The 19,937-nt window shown below is 39.1% G+C and carries 13 protein-coding genes, 16 tRNA genes and 1 pseudogene; 7 read left to right on the top strand and 23 right to left on the bottom strand.

The features are described from left to right. Window positions 1-4 precede the first annotated feature (4 nt). From AC6CHV_RS22980 to zupT, 3 genes are all read left to right on the top strand, one after another. Entirely contained in the window at window positions 5-940 is a 936-nt protein-coding gene (locus AC6CHV_RS22980; RefSeq protein ID WP_498079749.1) for a metal ABC transporter solute-binding protein, Zn/Mn family, read from the top strand. A gap of 2,028 nt (window positions 941-2,968) precedes the next feature. Then, entirely contained in the window at window positions 2,969-3,127 is a 159-nt protein-coding gene (locus AC6CHV_RS22985) for a DUF1540 domain-containing protein (protein ID WP_121447331.1), read from the top strand. Between the two features lie 235 nt (window positions 3,128-3,362). Then, a complete protein-coding gene (zupT, locus tag AC6CHV_RS22990; protein ID WP_341330566.1) occupies window positions 3,363-4,172 on the top strand; it encodes a zinc transporter ZupT in 810 nt (269 codons plus the stop codon). A 35-nt stretch (window positions 4,173-4,207) separates the two neighbouring features. On the opposite strand, the gene menC is transcribed toward zupT, so the two are convergent. The 6 genes from menC to AC6CHV_RS23020 all read right to left on the bottom strand — a co-directional run bounded on the left by menC (window position 4,208) and on the right by AC6CHV_RS23020 (window position 11,945). Next, window positions 4,208-5,314, bottom strand: a complete 1,107-nt coding sequence (menC, locus tag AC6CHV_RS22995; protein WP_341333501.1) for an o-succinylbenzoate synthase — start codon at window positions 5,312-5,314, stop codon at window positions 4,208-4,210. After that, a complete protein-coding gene (locus AC6CHV_RS23000; protein ID WP_498079750.1) occupies window positions 5,310-6,788 on the bottom strand; it encodes an o-succinylbenzoate--CoA ligase in 1,479 nt (492 codons plus the stop codon). Before AC6CHV_RS23000 ends, menC begins: the two co-directional genes overlap by 5 nt. Before the next feature lie 79 nt (window positions 6,789-6,867). Further along, window positions 6,868-7,689 (bottom strand): 1,4-dihydroxy-2-naphthoyl-CoA synthase, encoded by an 822-nt coding sequence (gene menB, locus AC6CHV_RS23005; protein ID WP_099362260.1) that lies wholly within the window; start codon window positions 7,687-7,689, stop codon window positions 6,868-6,870. A gap of 302 nt (window positions 7,690-7,991) precedes the next feature. After that, complete coding sequence (gene menH / locus AC6CHV_RS23010; protein WP_498079751.1) at window positions 7,992-8,810, bottom strand: 2-succinyl-6-hydroxy-2,4-cyclohexadiene-1-carboxylate synthase; 819 nt, start codon at window positions 8,808-8,810, stop codon at window positions 7,992-7,994. Between the two features lie 2 nt (window positions 8,811-8,812). Further along, complete coding sequence (menD, locus tag AC6CHV_RS23015; protein WP_498079752.1) at window positions 8,813-10,561, bottom strand: 2-succinyl-5-enolpyruvyl-6-hydroxy-3-cyclohexene-1-carboxylic-acid synthase; 1,749 nt, start codon at window positions 10,559-10,561, stop codon at window positions 8,813-8,815. Then, a complete protein-coding gene (locus tag AC6CHV_RS23020) occupies window positions 10,554-11,945 on the bottom strand; it encodes an isochorismate synthase (protein WP_498079753.1) in 1,392 nt (463 codons plus the stop codon). The genes menD and AC6CHV_RS23020 overlap by 8 nt, the downstream gene beginning before the upstream one ends. Window positions 11,946-12,314: 369 nt before the next feature. On the opposite strand from AC6CHV_RS23020, the gene AC6CHV_RS23025 reads away from it, so the two are divergent. Beyond that, window positions 12,315-13,250, top strand: coding sequence for a 1,4-dihydroxy-2-naphthoate polyprenyltransferase (locus AC6CHV_RS23025; RefSeq protein ID WP_341330561.1), 936 nt, complete (start codon window positions 12,315-12,317; stop codon window positions 13,248-13,250). A gap of 139 nt (window positions 13,251-13,389) precedes the next feature. Then, window positions 13,390-14,145 (top strand): TraR/DksA C4-type zinc finger protein, encoded by a 756-nt coding sequence (locus tag AC6CHV_RS23030; protein ID WP_121447325.1) that lies wholly within the window; start codon window positions 13,390-13,392, stop codon window positions 14,143-14,145. Between the two features lie 39 nt (window positions 14,146-14,184). On the opposite strand, the pseudogene AC6CHV_RS23035 reads toward AC6CHV_RS23030, so the two are convergent. Beyond that, window positions 14,185-16,595, bottom strand: a pseudogene (locus AC6CHV_RS23035) (penicillin acylase family protein). A 186-nt stretch (window positions 16,596-16,781) separates the two neighbouring features. Between AC6CHV_RS23035 and AC6CHV_RS23040 the strand changes: the two are divergent. Both AC6CHV_RS23040 and AC6CHV_RS23045 read left to right on the top strand, forming a co-directional pair. Further along, complete coding sequence (locus AC6CHV_RS23040) at window positions 16,782-17,579, top strand: TIGR00266 family protein (RefSeq protein WP_341330558.1); 798 nt, start codon at window positions 16,782-16,784, stop codon at window positions 17,577-17,579. A gap of 47 nt (window positions 17,580-17,626) precedes the next feature. Next, window positions 17,627-17,800 carry a hypothetical protein gene (locus AC6CHV_RS23045; RefSeq protein WP_341330557.1) on the top strand — a complete coding sequence of 58 codons (174 nt, stop codon included), beginning with the start codon at window positions 17,627-17,629 and terminating at the stop codon, window positions 17,798-17,800. A gap of 102 nt (window positions 17,801-17,902) precedes the next feature. Here AC6CHV_RS23045 and AC6CHV_RS23050 read toward each other — a convergent pair. From AC6CHV_RS23050 to AC6CHV_RS23125, 16 genes are all read right to left on the bottom strand, one after another. Beyond that, a tRNA-Glu gene (locus AC6CHV_RS23050) sits at window positions 17,903-17,974 on the bottom strand. Window positions 17,975-18,001: 27 nt separating this feature from the next. Continuing rightward, window positions 18,002-18,092, bottom strand: a tRNA-Ser gene (locus AC6CHV_RS23055). A gap of 5 nt (window positions 18,093-18,097) precedes the next feature. After that, window positions 18,098-18,172: transfer RNA gene (locus tag AC6CHV_RS23060), tRNA-Asn, on the bottom strand. An 11-nt stretch (window positions 18,173-18,183) separates the two neighbouring features. Beyond that, window positions 18,184-18,260 (bottom strand) — tRNA-Ile (locus AC6CHV_RS23065). 11 nt (window positions 18,261-18,271) lie between these two features. Beyond that, a tRNA-Gly gene (locus AC6CHV_RS23070) sits at window positions 18,272-18,345 on the bottom strand. 172 nt (window positions 18,346-18,517) lie between these two features. Beyond that, window positions 18,518-18,593 (bottom strand) — tRNA-His (locus AC6CHV_RS23075). Window positions 18,594-18,619: 26 nt separating this feature from the next. After that, window positions 18,620-18,692: transfer RNA gene (locus AC6CHV_RS23080), tRNA-Phe, on the bottom strand. An 8-nt stretch (window positions 18,693-18,700) separates the two neighbouring features. Beyond that, window positions 18,701-18,776, bottom strand: a tRNA-Asp gene (locus tag AC6CHV_RS23085). Between the two features lie 201 nt (window positions 18,777-18,977). Beyond that, window positions 18,978-19,054 (bottom strand) — tRNA-Met (locus AC6CHV_RS23090). 197 nt (window positions 19,055-19,251) lie between these two features. Further along, window positions 19,252-19,344: transfer RNA gene (locus AC6CHV_RS23095), tRNA-Ser, on the bottom strand. A 19-nt stretch (window positions 19,345-19,363) separates the two neighbouring features. Then, window positions 19,364-19,440 (bottom strand) — tRNA-Ile (locus AC6CHV_RS23100). A 19-nt stretch (window positions 19,441-19,459) separates the two neighbouring features. Further along, window positions 19,460-19,536, bottom strand: a tRNA-Met gene (locus AC6CHV_RS23105). A 29-nt stretch (window positions 19,537-19,565) separates the two neighbouring features. After that, window positions 19,566-19,641, bottom strand: a tRNA-Ala gene (locus AC6CHV_RS23110). An 11-nt stretch (window positions 19,642-19,652) separates the two neighbouring features. After that, a tRNA-Pro gene (locus AC6CHV_RS23115) sits at window positions 19,653-19,729 on the bottom strand. Between the two features lie 5 nt (window positions 19,730-19,734). Next, window positions 19,735-19,811: transfer RNA gene (locus AC6CHV_RS23120), tRNA-Arg, on the bottom strand. Between the two features lie 20 nt (window positions 19,812-19,831). Beyond that, window positions 19,832-19,920: transfer RNA gene (locus AC6CHV_RS23125), tRNA-Leu, on the bottom strand. Between the last annotated feature and the right edge of the window lie 17 nt (window positions 19,921-19,937).

Raw genomic sequence — 19,937 nt, forward strand, 5'->3', positions numbered from 1 at the left:
GTTTATGAAAAAAATCAAAGGATATATCATGCTCTTACTCGCAATCGGCATACTAGCAGCTTGTGGAGCAGATCAAAATAAATCATCAGATGAAGAAGGAAAGCTTACGATATATACAACCGTATTTCCTTTAACAGACTTTACAAAAAAAATAGGTGGCGAAGATGTCATTGTTAATAGTGTTTATCCGCCGGGTGCTGATGCCCACACATTTGAACCCACTCCTAGGGACATGACAAGCATCGCAAGTGCTGATGCATTTATTTACACTGGGATTGGTGTTGAGGCTTTTGTAGCTTCAGCAAAAAAAACACTCAAAAAGGAAGATGTCGCATTAATTGAAGCAGGATCTGGAATAGAATTCATGAGTTTGGAAGATGATTCTCACCATCACGATGAAGAGGATCATCAACACGGAGATATTGATCCACATATATGGTTAGATCCAGTCTACTCCATACAGATTGCTGAAAATATTAAAAATGCTCTAACTGAGTTAAATCCTTCTAATAAAGATGTATATGAAGAAAAATTCAACATATTAAAAGCTCAATTGGAAGAATTAAACACAGAATTTATGGAAGTGGCCAATTCTGCAAAACGTAAAGAAATTCTAGTTGCCCATTCGGCTTACGGATACTGGGAAGCTCGTTATGGAATAAAGCAAATAAGTATTACTGGCTTTTCCCCTTCCAATGAACCATCTCAAAAAGAATTGAAAAATATTATTGAATCTGTGAAGAAACAAAATCTTGAATATATTTTATTTGAGCAGAATATATCGTCAAAGATCGCAGAAACCGTTCAAAAAGAAACAGGGACAAAAAGCTTAACCCTTCATAATTTGGAGGCATTAACTGAAAAAGAAATCGAAGACAACAAAGATTATTTTAGCTTAATGACACAAAATCTAGCTACATTAAAAAAGGCTTTAAATTAACTTAATAGTTACCAATTCAGTGTACTGCAAAATAGTAAATCACAAGACATTTTTAGCGTGAATTCACATATGAATTCACGCTTTTTTATACATAACCGATAAGATTTTACTTTTATTTGTCTGAAGATAATTCAACTTCAGACACAATCGCGATGATTTTGCGTTCATTGTTCGAAGATACTTCAACTTCAGACACAACCGTACTAATTTTGCATTATCTTGTCCGAAGATACTTCTACTTCAGACACAACTTCACTGATTTTGCATTATCTTGTCCGAAGATACTTCCACTTCAGACACAATCGCGATGATTTTCCATACCCTTGTCCGAAGGTACTCCTACTTCAGACACAACCGCGATGATTTTGCGTTTTTCCTTGTCCGAAGATACTCCTACTTCAGACACAATCGTGTTGATTTTGCATTCTCCTGTCCGAAGATACTCCAACTTCAGAAACAACCGTGTTGATTTTGCGTTCCCTTGTCCGAAGATACTCCTACTTCAGACACAACCGTGTTGATTTTGCTTTCCCTTGTCCGAAGATACTTCTACTTCGGACACAACTTCACTGATTTTGTATTCCCTTGTCCGAAGATACTCCGACTTCAGACACAACCATACTAATTTTGCATTCTCTTGTCCGAAGATACTCCAACTTCAGACACAACCGCACTGATTTTGTATTCCCTTGTCCGAAGGTACTCCTACTTCAGACACAACCGTACCGATTTTCCATACCCTTGTCCGAAGATACTTCCACTTCAGACACAACTGCACTGATTTTGTATTCCCTTGTCCGAAGATACTTCCACTTTAGACACAATCGCGCTGATTTTCCATCCCCTTGTCCGAAGGTACTCCTACTTCAGACACAACCGTACCTATTTTCCATACCCTTGTCCGAAGATACTTCCACTTCAGACACAATCGCGATGATTTTCCATCCCCTTGTCCGAAGATACTCCAACTTCAGACACAATCGCGTTGATTTTGCGTTTCCTTGTCCGAAGATACTCCGACTTCAGACACAATCGCGTTGATTTTGCGTTTCCTTGTCCGAAGATACTCCGACTTCAGACACAACCATACTAATTTTGCATTCTCTTGTCCGAAGATACTCCAACTTCAGACACAACCGCACTGATTTTGTATTCCCTTGTCCGAAGATACTCCGACTTCAGACACAATCGCTTTGATTTTGTATTCCCTTGTCCGAAGATACTCCTACTTCAGACACAACCTCGATGATTTTGCGTTTCCTTGTCCGAAGATACTCCGACTTCAGACACAATCGCTTTGATTTTGTATTCCCTTGTCCGAAGATACTCCGACTTCAGACACAATCGCGTTGATTTTGCGTTTCCTTGTCCGAAGATACTTCCACTTCAGACACAACTTCACTGATTTTGTGTTCCCTTGTCCGAACATGCTCCAACTTCAGACACAACCTCGATGATTTTGCGTTTCCTTGTCCGAAGATACTCCGACTTCAGACACAACCGTACTAATTTTGCATTCTCTTGTCCGAAGATACTTCAACTTCAGACACAACCGTACTGATTTTCCATCCCCTTGTCCGAAGACACTTCAACTTCAGACACAATCGCGATGATTTTCCATCCCCTTGTCCGAAGATACTCCAACTTCAGACACAACCGTACTAAATTTGCGTTTCCTTGTCCGAAGATACTCCGACTTCAGACACAACCGTACTGATTTTCCATCCCCTTGTCCGAAAATACTCCAACTTCAGACACAATTTCACTGATTTACCATCTCCTTGTCCAAAGATACTCCGACTTCAGGAACTACACTGATTTTGCATTCCCTGGCCGAAGACTTCGAAGACTTCCTTAATTTTTACATAGTAATTAAATTTGTTATTGATATTTAGTCCTTTTTCAATTTAAAACGGAAGGCGCTAATTTAATTACCACCCTTGGGATATGTTGCTTGTTATCTGTATTTCTTCACTTGGAGAACATAAAGGATGCTAGGCCACATTCCTAAGAAAGAGGTGTAGTAAAATGGCACAAGATGTATTATGTGAAGTTAAAAACTGTCATTATTGGGCAAACGGCAATAAATGTAGTGCTGATGCGATTTATGTTGTGAGTCACTCAGGGAAAACTGCATCAGAACAAACCGAAACAGATTGTAAAACTTTCATACCAAGTGATTTATAGAAATATGAACATGACAGCTGATTAACTCAGCTGTCTTTTTTATATTTTTAAATAGCTGAAACAAATCCTCCCAAATTTGCATAATCCTTATAACATGTCGAATTTTTTAAAATAAAATAATTGACAAAATTTAAAAATAAACATATGATACTTTTAAAAGTTGCACTAAGGAAACATTTATTCATTAAGACAAAATACACAGAAATAAATTAGAAGCTTGAGAGGAGAATAAGCGATGTATGAAAATCTTTTACTCGCTTTTGGTTTAACTTTATTTGCTGGCCTCGCAACCGGTATAGGAAGCTTAATAGCTCTCTTTACGTCCAGAACGAATACCAAATTTCTATCTTGGACACTCGGTTTCTCAGCAGGTGTCATGATCTATGTGTCCATGATTGAGATCTTTGTTAAAGCAAAAGTTGCACTAACGTCTGCACTTGGAAATGAACTTGGGAACTGGATGACAGTTGCAGGATTTTTTGGGGGAATGTTTTTAATTGCTTTAATTGATAAATTTGTCCCTGAGAGTAGTAACCCTCATGAGGTAAAAAAGGTGGAGGACATGAATTTATCTTCTTCCAAATTAGAAGAAGATAAATTATTAAAAATGGGAACATTTACAGCTCTCGCTATTGGCATTCACAATTTCCCTGAAGGTATTGCCACCTTTACTTCAGCTCTTCAAGATCCGGGCCTAGGTATCGCAATCGCAGTAGCAGTAGCAATTCACAATATACCTGAAGGAATCGCTGTTGCTGTTCCGGTCTATTTTGCAACAGGAGATAAAAAAAGAGCCTTTAAGCTCTCGTTTCTTTCCGGTTTGGCTGAACCTGTTGGGGCCGTTGTTGCTTTCTTAATTCTGATGCCATTTTTAAATGATATCATGTTTGGGATAATCTTCGCTGCGGTAGCAGGAATTATGGTGTTTATTTCTCTTGATGAATTACTTCCTGCTTCTAAACGTTATGATAGTGGACATTTATCCATTTATGGATTAATTGCAGGTATGGCTGTTATGGCGTTAAGTTTACTGCTATTTATCTAACTTATTCAGCTGGGTCCAACCCGAGCTGAATAAAGTTAACATTGCATTACCTTTTTCTCTTTCGTGATATGCTGAATCCATTCGTAATCTACCTTATATCCAATTCCTGGTTCATCTGGAACGGCAATTCGGCCGTTTTCTACAGTAACTTCCGGAATAATGACATCTCTTGACCAATATCTTGAGGACGCAGAAATATCACCAGGAATTGTGAAGTTTGGTAGGCTAGCTAAAGCAATATTATGTGCTCTTGAAATTCCGGTTTCAAGCATCCCTCCACACCAGACGGGGATTTGATGGGACTCACAAATATCATGGATTTTAATTGACTCAGTGATTCCACCCACTCTCCCAATTTTGATATTCATCACTCGGCAGCTCCCCATTTCAATTGCCTTACGGGCATCCTCTGCTGATGTAATGCTTTCATCCAAACATATAGGTGTTGAAAGTATTTCTTGTAGCTTTGCGTGATCAAAAATATCATCCTCCGCTAATGGCTGTTCAACCATCAACAACTTAAACTCATCTAATGCTTTAAGTTTGTCAGTATCCGCTAAACAATATGCCGAATTCGCATCCACCATTAGAGGGAGGTTAGGAAATTCCCGTCTAATTTCTTTTAGAAGCTCATAGTCTTGTCCAGGCTTAATTTTTATTTTTACCCGTTTATAGCCTGTATTCACATGCTCCTGAATTTTATGTAATACATCCTCAATTGAATTAATACTTACAACTACTCCCGAATCTATAGAATCCCTTGTTCCGCCGATCGCTTTAGAAAGAGAAATTCCTTGTTTTTTTGAATATAAGTCCCACATAGCCATGTCGATGCTAGCTTTCGCCATATTATTTCTTTTTACAAATTTAAAACATTCCTGCAGTTGCTGAGGATGCTCAACCTCTTCTTTTAAAATTTGCGGGACTAGATAATCGACAAGTATATGCCAACTAGTTTTAATCGTCTCTTCTGTATACCAAGGTGATGAAAAGGCAACGACTTCTCCCCAACCAACGACACCTTCTACATCCTCCATTTCAACAAGAATACTCTCTCTTGTATCAACCTTTCCCATACTTGTTACAAACGGTGAGAGCAAACTTTGTTCTATGAGATGGAGGGTTACCTTTTTCACCTTAATCATTTTTCTCATCCTTTATTAAATCAATTAATTTTCTTCTCATAAGTTTATTGGATGCATTTCTTGGTAGGGCATCAACAAAATAGATTGATTTTGGAACTTTATAACGAGCAAGTTGTTCATGGCAAAAAGCAATGATTTCATTTTCATGTAGGTTACTTCCTTCTTCTTTTATGACGAAAGCAGCAGGCGCCTGTCCCCACTTTTCATCATCCACTCCTGTAACACCCGCTTCTAAAATGTTAGGGTGTGACAACAGAACCGCCTCAAGTTCAGCAGGATAAATATTTTCTCCGCCTGAAATAATTAAATCAGACCGGCGATCTAACACAAATAAGAACCCTTCCTCATCTAAGTATCCAATGTCACCGGTATATAGCCAGCCATCGACTATTGAAGTCATCGTAGCATCAATTCGATTTAAATAGCCTTTTGTCACGTTGGGTGCTTTTACAACGATCTCTCCTACTTCATTTGGACGTGTAGGTGTACCATTATTATCAATTTTGATTTGCACTGGAAAAAGTGGTTTACCTGCTGAACCTAACTTAGAAATACTATACTCAGGTGCTAGCGTAACAACCTGTGATGCTGTTTCAGTCAGACCATAAGTCTGGAAAACAGGAATATTATGTGCAATACAATCCTCTAATAAAGGTTTTGGTGCAGGTCCACCTCCAAGAAGCATACATCTAAACTGATCAGGGTAGCGCTCATCCCCTAATTCTTTAATCATCCTTGTTAGCATGACACTCACTGCCGACATGATGGTAACACCTTGATACTTAATAGCATCATTTGCTTTTTTCGGATCGAATTTTTCGTGAATCACAGCTGGTATTCCGTAAATGACACTTCGATACAAAATTGATAACCCACTAATATGAAACATCGGAACAGTAAGTAACCAGCAATCATCCTGGTGCAGTCCTAAATTTAAACTCGAGCCAATCGCACTCCACCAATGGTTTCCATATGTATGAATAACGCCCTTTGGTTTTCCAGTCGTTCCCGATGTGTACATAATTGTATCAGCCTGTTCTAAAGAGAAATACTCTTGAATCTTACAGTCTTTCTCAGGAAGCTCATGAAGTTCATTTAATGATATGTTTTTAATATTTAGATGAGCTACTTTCTCAAGATAAGGCTCTTGCGTTAGCAGCATTTTTGTTCCAGCATCACTCAATTGAAATTCTAGCTCACTACTTGTTAATTTTATATTCAATAGGACTGTAACTGCCCCAATATATTTCAGTGCATGAATCACTTCAACCATTTCAACATTGTTTCCAAGAAGAACAGCCACAACGTCTTCCTTTTGTACTCCTGCATATGTGAGTTGGTTAGCCCTTTTCAGCACATTTTTATGTAAAGTCAAAAATGATATCTCTTTATTTTCAGTTTTTATAGCAATTCGATTTGGCGTTAAAAACGCTCGCTGTTTCAGCCAATTTGGTATTTCTGTTGAATTCATTTTTTTCAAATCCTCTTATGTTTGTAATAAAAATGCAAAAACAGCTTGATGAGGTTTTCATCAAGCTGAGAACTGAACATTAAGGGAAACGAGGGAATTGCTTAAAGTCTGGCATGCGCTTTTCTTTAAATGCGTCACGGCCTTCCTTCGCTTCATCTGTTGTGTAGTATAGAAGAGTAGCATCGCCAGCCATTTGTTGTAGACCTGCTAAGCCATCTGTATCAGCATTCATTGCTGCTTTTAAGAAACGAAGAGCTGTTGGACTCTTTTCAAGAATTTCTTCACACCACTTAATTGTTTCTTCTTCAAGTTGCTCTAATGGAACAACTGTGTTCACAAGACCCATGTCTAATGCCTCTTGAGCATTATATTGACGGCAGAGGAACCAAATTTCACGTGCCTTTTTATGACCAATGATGCGTGCAAGATATCCAGAACCATAACCTGCATCAAAGCTTCCAACCTTCGGACCAGTTTGTCCAAAAATAGCGTTATCCGCTGCAATAGTCAAGTCACATACAACATGCAGTACATGTCCTCCACCGATTGCATAACCAGATACCATAGCGATTACTGGCTTTGGAATTACACGGATTAAACGTTGTAAATCAAGAACATTTAATCGTGGTATTTGGTCGTCTCCAACATATCCACCATGCCCTCGAACCTTCTGATCTCCACCAGAACAGAATGCTTCATCTCCCGCACCAGCTAGAACAATAACACCAATGTTTGAATCATCTCTGGCATAAGCAAAAGCATCAATCATTTCTGCCACTGTTTTCGGCGTAAATGCATTTCTAACATGTGGTCTGTTAATGGTGATCTTTGCAATACCATTATATGTTTCATATAAAATTTCATCATACTTACGTTCTGCAACCCATTCAACTGCAGCCATTAGCTTGTCCTCCTTTTAAGGATGTTCAAAAATGTCCGGTAAAAATGACACATCGAATTTCTTCGTTGGCTTTCTTTTCAGTTCCTTGTAAAAAGAAAACTACTTTTCCGGCGTGCAAAATCATCTGCTCACGTATTAACAGCATACGCTCTGCTACTTAAAGCTGCACTGCCTCGAACTTTCGACGCACAGGATGTGCTAGCGTCGGCGTCGCCACAGGACATGGCGCCTTCGTCGACGTGGTCCTTTTTATCACCTTTTTGAACACGCACTTTTATGTATAGGTTTGTATATAATTTTGATCAATGAGAAAAATGATCAGAAACAAACTCATTTATTATTTTACCAAAAAAATATGGTTGTTCCACATGAATTGCATGTCCAGTCTCTACTATTTTCTCCACTTTTGCATTTTGAATGCTTAAGCTCATCTCTTCTGCTATCCTGCAAAACTTTTGGTCAAGCTCTCCACAAAGTAATAAAGTGGGTAGGTTTAGCTCATTTAGTCTATCCCAGTATGAGGGTTGTGAACCAGTCCCCATTCCTTTAAGACTATTAACTAAACCGACTGGATTATTGTTAAGACGTTGTTGGCGTATTTCTTGTTGAATATCTTTCGTTAGGGCCTGTTGCGAAGAGAACAAAGGGATCTTCTCCCAATAATCAACAAAACCTTGGACTCCCTCTTGGTTAATCCGATTAGCCAGTTTCTCATCTGATTTTCTGCGGGCAACTCTTTCTTCCACTGTTCTTAACCCTGGAGAACTGCTCTCTAGAACAAGTCTAATTATTCTAGTTGAAAAAAGAATAGAGATAGCCAATGCTAGCCTTCCTCCCATGGAGTAGCCAACTATATTAGTTCTGGGGATAGCTAAGACATCAAGAATATGAATGATATCTTTTGCAACAGTTTCTATATGATATCTTGATGAGTCATCAGGACTATCTGTCTCTCCATGTCCGATTATATCAATAAAAATACATTGATAACTGTAACGAAGTGTCTCGGTGGCATTACTCCAGGTTGCTATATTACCTGTAAAACCATGAAGGAAAACTATCGGTTCCCCTTCTCCCATCACCTGCACATGATAAGTAACCCCGTTTGATGAAATAAACATAGTTATTGTTCCTTTTTGAGAACGTCTTTTATTTCCTGGGAAACATTATTCCACATTTTTCGATGAATCATGACATTTTCTTGGCGGTCCGTTTTTACTTCTACAACATGAAGACCATTCCCATTTAATGAAGCAGATATGGCTTTTCGGAATTCCGCCCAATTCTCAACACTAGTAAATTTCCCGCCATACATTTTTACGGCATGTTCATAATTAAGCCCGATTGGCGTACCAAACAGTGTTTCAAAGTGCTTTTCTTCCTGTGATTGTGGCAAGAAAGAAAATATTCCGCCACCGTCATTGTTAATTAACACAATCGTATTATTTAAATGATGATGTTTTGCTGCTAATAATCCATTTAAATCATGATAGAAAGAAAGATCCCCAATTACTAAAACAGTATGCTCTTTTTGCGAACTAATGCCCATCGCCGTAGAAACAAGTCCATCAATTCCATTGGCTCCTCGATTTCCTAGTACATGAATTGACTTTTCATTATTCGTAAAGAAAGTGTCAAGGTCTCTGATTGGCATACTGTTTCCAACAAATAAAGTAGAACCATTCGGCAGGATTTCTTGAAGTTCAGTAAATACCTTCCCTTCAAATAAGGTTTCTTCCTGGTATACTGCGTTGATATTCTCTTTCACTATATCATTTATTTTAATCCAAGAGCTTATCCAACCATTATTACTACGTTTCTGAATTCGTTTCGTAATCGAATGACAGAACTCTATTTCATCACAGTAAACCATATCGGTTGCTGATAAAGTAGGATCTCTCCATCCACCGTCCCCATCCACAATGATTTGTGGCGTGCTTTTTTGTTTTTGAATATACTGCAGAAGTGACTTAGAAACGGGCATTGCTCCAAAACGAATAATGATGTCTGGTGAGAAAGCTTCTCCGAACTCTTCGTTTCGTAAAAAAGCATCATACCCATCAATTATGTATGATTTAGAGTGTGTTCCACTTCTCAGTTGGGATAGTGGGTCAGCAAGTATTGGAAATTGAAGAGTTTCTGCTAGATTAGCTACAGCATGTCCAAACTCAGAATTATCATGTGAACCACAAACAATAATCCCTCTCAGTTTTTCACTGACTACATCACTTATCAACTGAGCTTGTTCCTCGTCCATTGTCGGTTTACCAACAACGACGTTTACATTTTTTTTAGCAATGTTCCTTGAACCCCATAAATAATCAAGATCGAGGTTTGGAACCAGCGGCTCACGAAAAGGGAAGTTTAGATGGACAGGTCCTGCGGGAGCTGATTGTGCTGTACCCGCTGCTCTTCCTGCCATAGTTCTGACATAAGCCAACATTTGAGCGGAATCTTCAGGTAGAGCCATTTCTACAAACCATTTCGCATGGTTCCCATATAACTGGTTCTGATCTATAGCTTGCGGTGCACCAACATCGCGCAATTCATGTGGTCGGTCCGCTGTCAGGACAATAAGCGGTACTCTTGAATAATAGGCCTCCACAATAGCCGGAAAATAATTGGCTGCTGCAGTCCCAGAAGTACAAAGTATCGCTACAGGCTTTTTAGTTGCTTTAGCTACACCAAGCGCATAAAAAGCGGATGATCGTTCATCAATATTGATTGTAACATTCATATCAGGATGTTCAGCCATTAATATTGCCATCGGGGTAGAGCGGGAGCCGGGGCTCACAATGGCCTCTGTGACACCCACTTGGACTAATTCATCAACAAATGATGCTACATACCGAGTTAATGCTTCATTATTCATTGTCTAAGCCTCCTAGTGCGGATAGCATCGGTCTAAACTTAATCATTGTTTCTGTATATTCACTTTCTGGTTCTGAATCGCCTACAATTCCACATCCAGCAAATAAGGATACATTGTTGCTATTTATTAATCCAGAACGAATGGCAACGGCAAATTCTCCATTATCTTTTGTATCTAACCAACCAACTGGGCTTCCATACCAACCACGGTCAAGAATCTCAAGCTCACGAATTATTTCATATGCTTTTTGTTTAGGTTGTCCTCCAAGCGCTGGAGTTGGATGTAGTCGATCTACAACAGTAAGTAATGATACATTTTCTTTTGCTACCCCTCTTACAGGTGTGTATAAATGTTGAATATCTCGCATTTTTAAGATATCAGGTTGTGTTGGTGAAGAAATGCGTATACAAGATTCTTTCATCGCATTTTTAATCATTTGTACAACCACATCATGTTCGTATAGATTTTTCCGGTCACTAAGTAATTCATTTGCCAATTGTTCGTCTTCAGAAGGAGTTTTACCACGTCGTATCGAACCTGCTAAGCAAGTTGTTAAAAATTCTCCACCTTTTTTCTTTATAAGACGCTCTGGTGAAGCTCCAATAAAACATGAATCGCCATACTCGATTGCAAATAAATAACTCATTGGTTGTTCTTCTTTTAAACGTGCTAAAATGGCATCCGTTTCAATTGGCTTATCAAAATGTAGTTTAATTTCTCTTGCTAGTACAACCTTTTCAACCTCGCCGGATTGTACCTTTTTAGTTGCATTTCGAACAGATTCCATCCATTCCTTTGGTTGGACTTCTTCTTTTGTAAAAGAAGTGTTTATGAGCTCTTTGTGATTTCCCTCAAGCTGTTCTTCTAATTGTTCTATATCAGATTCAACAAATGTTGTACCTGTAGATTCACATATTATATTTGTAGTTAAATAAGTACTTCCTTTATAGATTGAAAGCATAAACGCAGGCAAAACAAATTTTGCATCATCAAAATGATCCCACAGATCTGTTCTCTTTTTTAATGGATCGAATGAAAAACCTCCCATTATTATTGGACCTGTAGAATATGGTGCAAAGTCATCCACTATAATTGCGTTGTGAACGAGTTTTTTCCACTCCTCTTCTATTACAACAAAACGTTCTGTAGACTCATTATCGCTAATGGTATAAGCTTCTCCAAGTCCAACTATTACCGTATCATTTGTTGGATTGGACCAGAAACATCGCGTTTTAAAAGTTTCTTTTTTCCCAGTAGAAAAGAACAATAGGGGGTCTATGTTCTCAATCTCTCTAACCTGACTTACAAGTATCGGCTTTGAAAGCTCCTTTGAACGAAACATTCCTTTCTCTATGTAATCTTTCAATCCTTTTTGTTGTATCATGACCAACTTATATCCCCCCGAAGTGTTTCCTGTAATAAATTTTTCTTTAGAAATAGTATTTGATTATAGTATATCATTAACACGTATGTACCCTTAGTATTATAATCCCGATACTTTTGGGTTAATGAATCAAGTGCTACAATATACCTCTTTATGAATAGTTGTCAACAAACTTGATTCTACCATATGTAACCGTACAATGACCACTTACTTCCTTATTATTACGTTTTGTACGATATGTTAGTCTGGGGATTAAATCATGGTAAGAATGATTATGACTTTTTTGTTACATTAAACCATTGACAGTACTTGCCCAATTCACTAAACTGAACTTTGGATATACATGATATGACGGAGAGGAGAAGTTTAATGCATACAGGACTTCAGTCAAATCAGAAGCTATCTAAAAAGCCTTCAAATGGGTTTCAAGTATGGTGGAGACTTATGCGTCCACATACACTAACAGCATCCTTTGTTCCAGTTATCCTAGGTACAGTTCTTGCACTTTCAGATACTTCTATCAACATGGCACTATTCTTAATAATGTTACTTGCTTGTCTTCTCATTCAAGCAGCTACTAATATGATTAATGAGTATTTTGATTATAAACGCGGTCTAGATACCGCTGAATCAGTCGGTATTGGTGGGACAATTGTTAGAGATGGAGTCAAGCCAAAAGTGATCTTAAACTTGGCTTTTTCCTTTATGGGGATTGCTACACTTTTAGGTGTTTATATTTGTATGAATAGTAGCTGGTGGCTAGCGTTAGTAGGGACTATTTGTATGTCTGTTGGTTATCTTTATACTGGCGGCCCATTCCCAATTTCATCAACACCTTTTGGAGAGCTTGCAGCTGGTTTCTTTATGGGTATGATCATTATTTTAATATCGTTTTTCATCCAAACGGGTACGGTTACTTCAACAAGTATTTTAATTTCAATTCCAATTATGATTCTTGTTGGTGCCATTAATATGTCAAACAATATTCGTGATTTGGATGGTGACAAACAGAACGGACGTCGCACCTTACCGATTTTATTAGGAAGAGAAAATGCGATTAAGTTCTTAGCGGTATTGTTTGTTATTTCATATGTTTGGATTATTGCTTTGTCATTTATGGGAATAGCATCTTGGTGGAGCCTACTTGTATTGGTGAGTGTTCCAAAAGCTATTCAAGCGATAATTGGATTTATTGGAAAATCAGAGCCAATCCAAATGATGCCAGCAATGAAAGCAACCGCCCAAACAAATACATTTTTTGGTTTCTTATTATCAATTGGAATCTTTATTGGTTACTTCTTTTAAAAACACGATTTTTTTGCGATCGTGTTTTTTCTTTTGCCTTCTTTCATACAAGCACTTTTTTACATTTATGATTTTCGTGTTTATGTAAATAATACATAACAAGATTCGTTACGAAATCATTATGGAAGGAGTGCTTTTCATGTTATCAAATGAGCAATTATCAACCTTCCGTTCACAGTTGATAAACGCAAAAAAAGAGGTTGAAGAACAATTAACGGATAGCGATCATTTTGATTTAGAACGCGGTCATTTCCATGGGTCGGTAGGGGAACTCTCTTCTTACGATAACCATCCAGGGGATGAAGGAACTGAGCTATATGAACGTGAAAAAGACATTGCACTTAATGAGCATATTGAAAAAGAACTAAAGGACATTGACTACGCCTTACAGGCAATTGCTGAAGGAAGATACGGGAAATGTGAAAAATGCGGTAAGGAAATACCTGTTGATCGATTAGAAGCAATTCCTACCACAACCTATTGTGTTGAGCACAGCCCGACCCAAGTCGTTTCTCATAATCGGCCGATTGAGGAAGGGGTACTAATGCCACCGTTTGGAAAGTTTGTTGATGAGGAAGATAATGTATCCTTTGATGCTGAAGATTCATGGCAAGATGTTGCTAAGTATGGAACATCTGAATCACCTTCTGATCTTGCAGATCCAGTTGATAGTTATAATGAAGTATTCCTTGAATCAGATGAAAATGTAGGTTATGTAGAGGACTACGAAAACTTTGTTGCAACAGATATTGAAGGGAAAGAAATAATCATCTATCCAAACAACCAGCATGAACGATATGAGGAAGTATTAGATGAAGAAGGAATCATGACCATGTTCGGTGACCTTCCTCCCTATGAAAAAGAACCTTATACAGAGGATGAAGCTCAGGATTAAGGTTAAAAGCAGTGGAAAATTCCCCACTGCTTTACTTTTTTATTTTATTGGTTGTAAAAGTAATCTATAACTATTTATTATATAGTTCTCTTTGTAAGTATGAGTGATATGATATTTTCCTGTTGTCCAATCTGAAATTTGATCATGATAGAATTTGCTCAAAACATGACCAGATTGCCCTGGACCTACCACATTATAGCTTTGTTTCATGTTTGATAGGTCAATTACGGAACGCCATGCAGCTCCATGTGTTATAGCTCCTGATTTTCTATTGAAACTTGCAGCAGCTACCGATACTCCACTACCACCCATTGGAACAAATTCATTATGATTAAAAAGATAGTTTAACGGAGAAATTGCCGACAACGGATGATTAAAAGGAACCCTATGAAATTCACCCCATTTCCATTTACCCGGATGCTTCCCTTGTTGTTTGACAGCAAAATCAACAGCTCGCTTGAATGACTCTAGAGTTACCTGCTCTAAACCACCAGCTTCACTCAACCATACACCTTCATCCCCTTTGGCAGCATTTCTAATCATTTGGTCAACAATTTGGGATTTACCTTCAAACAAGTTATCAATTTCAATTGGAATGGATTCTTCAAACAAAACATTCGCGAATTCCTCCATCCATTTATGAAAGACTAAAGGCTCTCCATCTTCTCTTCGATCTACAAAGTCCCATCCTTCAAACCGCTTTAAGACTTCTTTATCAATATCTCTTAGCTTTTCTTTATTGCTTGTTAATACATCAAGAAAAATCGGTACAAATTCCTCCGCCTGCAAATTATGTTGGTCAAACTGTAGTTGAAGCATATCATCAACCGAAAGTTTCTTCTTACTCGTTAAAACATCCCGTATACGTTGTTGACGATATGGCTATGCCCAAGTATTCGTAATATGGTATGGATAATCATCTGTTACAATTCTATTATTTGCCGTAGAAATAAACCCCTCCTCCGGGTTCACAATTGTTGGAAGTTCATCCCATGGAATAAAACCCTCCCACTCATATTCATCCGTCCAACCTGGTACAGGTATCGAACTATCTCCCTTTTTTCGAATAGGAATTAACCCATTTGCTCGATAAGCAATGGTTCCATCCGTAGCTGCAAAAACAAAATTTTGAGCAGGGGTATGAAAATATGTAAGAGCTTCTTTAAATTCATCCCAACTCTTCGCCTGTTAAACATCAACACCGCTTCAAGTTCAGTCGAAGGATCGAGAGCTGTCCATCTTAAAGCTAAAGCAGTTTCTTCCTTGTGGTCATGAGTGAATTCTGAAATAATGGGACCATGCCTTGTTACCTGAACTTGATAAGGAATTGTTTCTCCATCCTTCACTTTTATTGGTTCATCAATAATTCTTGCATCCTCCCACTTCCCCATATACTCGAACTGATTTGGATTTTCAGGATTTCTTTTTTCAATATATAAATCCTGGACATCTGGACCTACATTGGTAACTCCCCAGGCGATATGTTCATTACGTCCTAATATAATTCCTGGGACACCTGCAAAAATGACACCACTTACGTTTACTTCATTATTTTGTAAATGCGTTTCATACCAAATCGACGGAGTCGCCAATGCTAAATGAGGATCATCCGCTAGAATCGGCATACCTGACTCAGATTTTTCTCCACTAACCACCCAGTTATTACTCCCATTAAATTCATTTGGGAAAGGAGCCTGTGCAATACTTTTGGAAATATCAATAGGATTTTCTTTCATTACTTGAAGAACTGTTGCCCCATCTTCAGGATATGTAGGAAATAATTCAAGTAGTTTTTCTTCTGACACATGCTGTGCCATGTAATAACGAAAGGCTTGACCTTTATAATGGCCTCCTAAATCGTAAGCCATATACTTACCTATCGTGAGTGAGTCTATAGGACTCCACTCCGTTGGTTCATATCCGGCAAGAGTAAATTCGACGGGTAATGTTTTCTTCTCCTTTGCTTCCTTAATAAAAGCATTTACGCCATCTGCATAAGATTGTAAGACACCTTTCGCTTCTGTCGAGTATCCATCGTACGAGATTTTAGCTGCTCTTCGTAAGCCAAGAGTTCTATAATATTTATCCTGTTCAATTAGGGAACTACCAATTACCTCACTGAGCTCTCCTGATGCCTGTCTACGGCTTAGATCCATTTGAAATAACCTGTCCTGAGCCGTTACATATCCTTGTGCAAAATACAGATCGTGAGTGTTTTTAGCACTTATATGGGGAACCCCATTTTGATCACGAATTACTTCAACCTCATCAGTAATACCAGCAACATTAATTGTACCTTCAATTTCTGGTAAACTCTTTCTCAAAAATAAATAGCCTGCCAAAATACTTGCGACAAGCAGGAGGATGATTATAAATCCTGATACTAAAATAACCCTCCATCTTTTCTTTCTGGGCCAAATACGTCTTTTTACTGCGACTTCTGAACTCATAAACTCCTCCTTAGACGAATTATTTCAAGAAAATTCTAAATATATTATAATATCTCATTTTCATTTTGTCATTGAAATCTCCAATAGACTGACATTATTTTCATACTTAGTGAAAAGCTTAAAGGAAGATACTAAGCAAATGACGAATTATTTCTATATATCATTTTTAATGAAAGGAAGAGTATAATGAACGCTCATGAGATTGAATACAAACTATATGGAGATGACATGCAATTTGTTGAAATCGAGCTAGATCCGAGTGAAAGTGTTATTGCGGAAGCAGGAGCCATGATGATGATGGAAGATGGAATCTCGATGGAAACCATATTCGGTGATGGTTCAGAATCTGGAGGTGGAGGTTTATTAGGTAAACTGTTTGGTGCAGGTAAAAGAGTCCTTACTGGTGAGAGTCTTTTTATGACGGTTTTTACCAATAGCCATATGGGCAAAAAACATGTTTCGTTTGCTGCCCCATATCCTGGAAAAATCATCCCGGTTGATTTAAGCATGCTAGGTGGAAAAGTGATTTGTCAAAAAGATTCTTTTTTATGTGCAGCAAAAGGAGTATCAGTCGGAATAGACTTCCAACGCAAATTAGGTACTGGTTTCTTCGGTGGAGAGGGCTTCATCATGCAAAAATTAGAAGGAGATGGATTAGCCTTTTTACACGCAGGTGGAACCATACATAAAAAAGAACTCCAACCTGGTGAAATCCTTCGAATAGACACAGGCTGCTTAGTTGGGATGACGAAGGAAGTAGATTACAATATCGAATATGTAGGGAAAATAAAAACAGCTTTCTTTGGTGGTGAAGGTTTATTCTACGCAACTGTACGTGGCCCTGGAACAGTTTGGGTACAATCATTGCCATTTAGCCGTATGGCAGACCGTATCTTCGCAAGTGCACCTAGAAATGGGGGAAGCACAGGTGAAGGAAGTATTCTAGGAGGAATCGGAAATTTATTAAACGGTGATAACAGATAGAATAAATATAAGTATAACTGGGAGGATAATAAATGGAGGTGTGGAAGATGAAACGTAAAGAAGACGTTAATAAAAAACCCGATGCTCCACTATTTGATGCCCCAGATGATAAAATTCTAGCATTTGACATGTTCCGTGGAATATCACCCGGAATCTTCTCAGATGTAGATTTAGACAACCCCGCAAAGAAAATAGAAGATGATATCATTTCTCAAGATTAAGCACCTGGCAACAGGTGTTTTTCTTTTTGTAACCGTAAAAAATTAGAAACTAGAAATCTAGTAAAATAAAAAAACGCCATGAGAAATTCTCATAACGTTTGATGACCCGTACGGGATTCGAACCCGTGTTACCGCCGTGAAAGGGCGGTGTCTTAACCGCTTGACCAACGGGCCAGAAAAAAGTATTTATATGATTCGACATGGCGGAGAAGGAGGGATTTGAACCCTCGCGCCGCTTACGCGACCTACACCCTTAGCAGGGGCGCCTCTTCAGCCACTTGAGTACTTCCCCAAAAATGGCTCCGCAGGTAGGATTCGAACCTACGACCGATCGGTTAACAGCCGATAGCTCTACCACTGAGCTACTGCGGAATAATTATATATGGTGGGCCTAAATGGACTCGAACCATCGACCTCACGCTTATCAGGCGTGCGCTCTAACCAGCTGAGCTATAGGCCCATTGTATAAATTGGAGCGGGTGATGAGAATCGAACTCACGACATCAGCTTGGAAGGCTGAGGTTTTACCATTAAACTACACCCGCATATTAATTGTTAATTTTATAAATCAAAGCGATACGACTTTCGGGCCTTACATGCCTCTTCCTCTGCTAGCTTATTCAAGAAGTAAATGCGTCGAGACAACTCGTAGCATATTCTAGGAAGCTTTGCTCGTGGCTGAGGTTTTACCATTAAACTACACCCGCATTTTTTATATGGGGCGGCTGATGGGAATCGAACCCACGAATGTCGGAACCACAATCCGATGCGTTAACCACTTCGCCACAGCCGCCATTAAAGTTTATAAAATTAGAAAGGTGGCTCAGGACGGAATCGAACCGCCGACACAAGGATTTTCAGTCCTTTGCTCTACCGACTGAGCTACTGAGCCACAAAATATGGCGGTCCCGACCGGGATCGAACCGGCGATCTCCTGCGTGACAGGCAGGCATGTTAACCGCTACACCACGGGACCATTTAAGATTAAAAAAGTTATTTAATGCGCTAATTATTGTGGAATAACTGTCCCTTCCTCTAATAGTTTATTCGAGGAGCATTGTCCGTCGGGACAACTCGTAGATATTCGACGATGGTTTGCTCGTCGCTACACCACGGGACCATTTTTAACAACAAAAATTATTTTACTATAACTTCTTGTGCTTGTCAACACTTTTTTTGGTTGCGGGGGCAGGATTTGAACCTACGACCTTCGGGTTATGAGCCCGACGAGCTACCAGACTGCTCCACCCCGCGATAATAGAATTTATAAAGTTTATGTTATGCGCTATGCAAGTAAATGACTGTCCCTTCCTCTTCAAGCTTATTCTTGAAGCATGTCCGTCGGGACAACTCGCAGTAAATCGATGATGCAACGCTCGTTGCTCCACCCAGCGATATATAGAAGGTTTATAATATATGACTTTCTTACACCATATATTTGTTAAAAAATATGGCGGAGGAAGAGGGATTCGAACCCCCGCGGGCTTTAACACCCCTGTCGGTTTTCAAGACCGATCCCTTCAGCCGGACTTGGGTATTCCTCCACATATATAAGGTTGTAAATGGTGGACCTTGTAGGACTCGAACCTACGACCGGACGGTTATGAGCCGTCTGCTCTAACCAGCTGAGCTAAAGGTCCTAGATTTTTTTAATTTAAATGGTAGCGGCGGAGGGGATCGAACCCCCGACCTCACGGGTATGAACCGTACGCTCTAGCCAGCTGAGCTACACCGCCATAATTAAAGTAATTATTTAAAATTCTAATGGTGGAGCCTAGCGGGATCGAACCGCTGACCTCCTGCGTGCAAAGCAGGCGCTCTCCCAGCTGAGCTAAGGCCCCAATTTTGTTAATGGTCGGGAAGACAGGATTCGAACCTGCGACCCCTTGGTCCCAAACCAAGTGCTCTACCAAGCTGAGCTACTTCCCGTAAAATGGCGCGCCCGATAGGAGTCGAACCCATAACCTTCTGATCCGTAGTCAGACGCTCTATCCAATTGAGCTACGGGCGCATTTTTTTTATTTTATTAGATGGTGCCGAGGACCGGAATCGAACCGGTACGGTAGTCACCTACCGCAGGATTTTAAGTCCTGTGCGTCTGCCAGTTCCGCCACCCCGGCATTTCTAAAATTACCTC

It is taken from the genome of Ferdinandcohnia sp. GQ5, assembly GCF_059759275.1.

Coding starts and splice junctions, on each gene's coding strand:
- AC6CHV_RS22980 (WP_498079749.1), top strand. CDS start 5: ATGAAAAAAATCAAAGGATATATCATGCTCTTACTCGCAATCGGCATA.
- AC6CHV_RS22985 (WP_121447331.1), top strand. CDS start 2,969: ATGGCACAAGATGTATTATGTGAAGTTAAAAACTGTCATTATTGGGCA.
- zupT (WP_341330566.1), top strand. CDS start 3,363: ATGTATGAAAATCTTTTACTCGCTTTTGGTTTAACTTTATTTGCTGGC.
- AC6CHV_RS23000 (WP_498079750.1), bottom strand. CDS start 6,788: ATGAATTCAACAGAAATACCAAATTGGCTGAAACAGCGAGCGTTTTTA.
- menB (WP_099362260.1), bottom strand. CDS start 7,689: ATGGCTGCAGTTGAATGGGTTGCAGAACGTAAGTATGATGAAATTTTA.
- menH (WP_498079751.1), bottom strand. CDS start 8,810: ATGTTTATTTCATCAAACGGGGTTACTTATCATGTGCAGGTGATGGGA.
- menD (WP_498079752.1), bottom strand. CDS start 10,561: ATGAATAATGAAGCATTAACTCGGTATGTAGCATCATTTGTTGATGAA.
- AC6CHV_RS23020 (WP_498079753.1), bottom strand. CDS start 11,945: ATGATACAACAAAAAGGATTGAAAGATTACATAGAGAAAGGAATGTTT.
- AC6CHV_RS23025 (WP_341330561.1), top strand. CDS start 12,315: ATGCATACAGGACTTCAGTCAAATCAGAAGCTATCTAAAAAGCCTTCA.
- AC6CHV_RS23030 (WP_121447325.1), top strand. CDS start 13,390: ATGTTATCAAATGAGCAATTATCAACCTTCCGTTCACAGTTGATAAAC.
- AC6CHV_RS23040 (WP_341330558.1), top strand. CDS start 16,782: ATGAACGCTCATGAGATTGAATACAAACTATATGGAGATGACATGCAA.
- AC6CHV_RS23045 (WP_341330557.1), top strand. CDS start 17,627: ATGAAACGTAAAGAAGACGTTAATAAAAAACCCGATGCTCCACTATTT.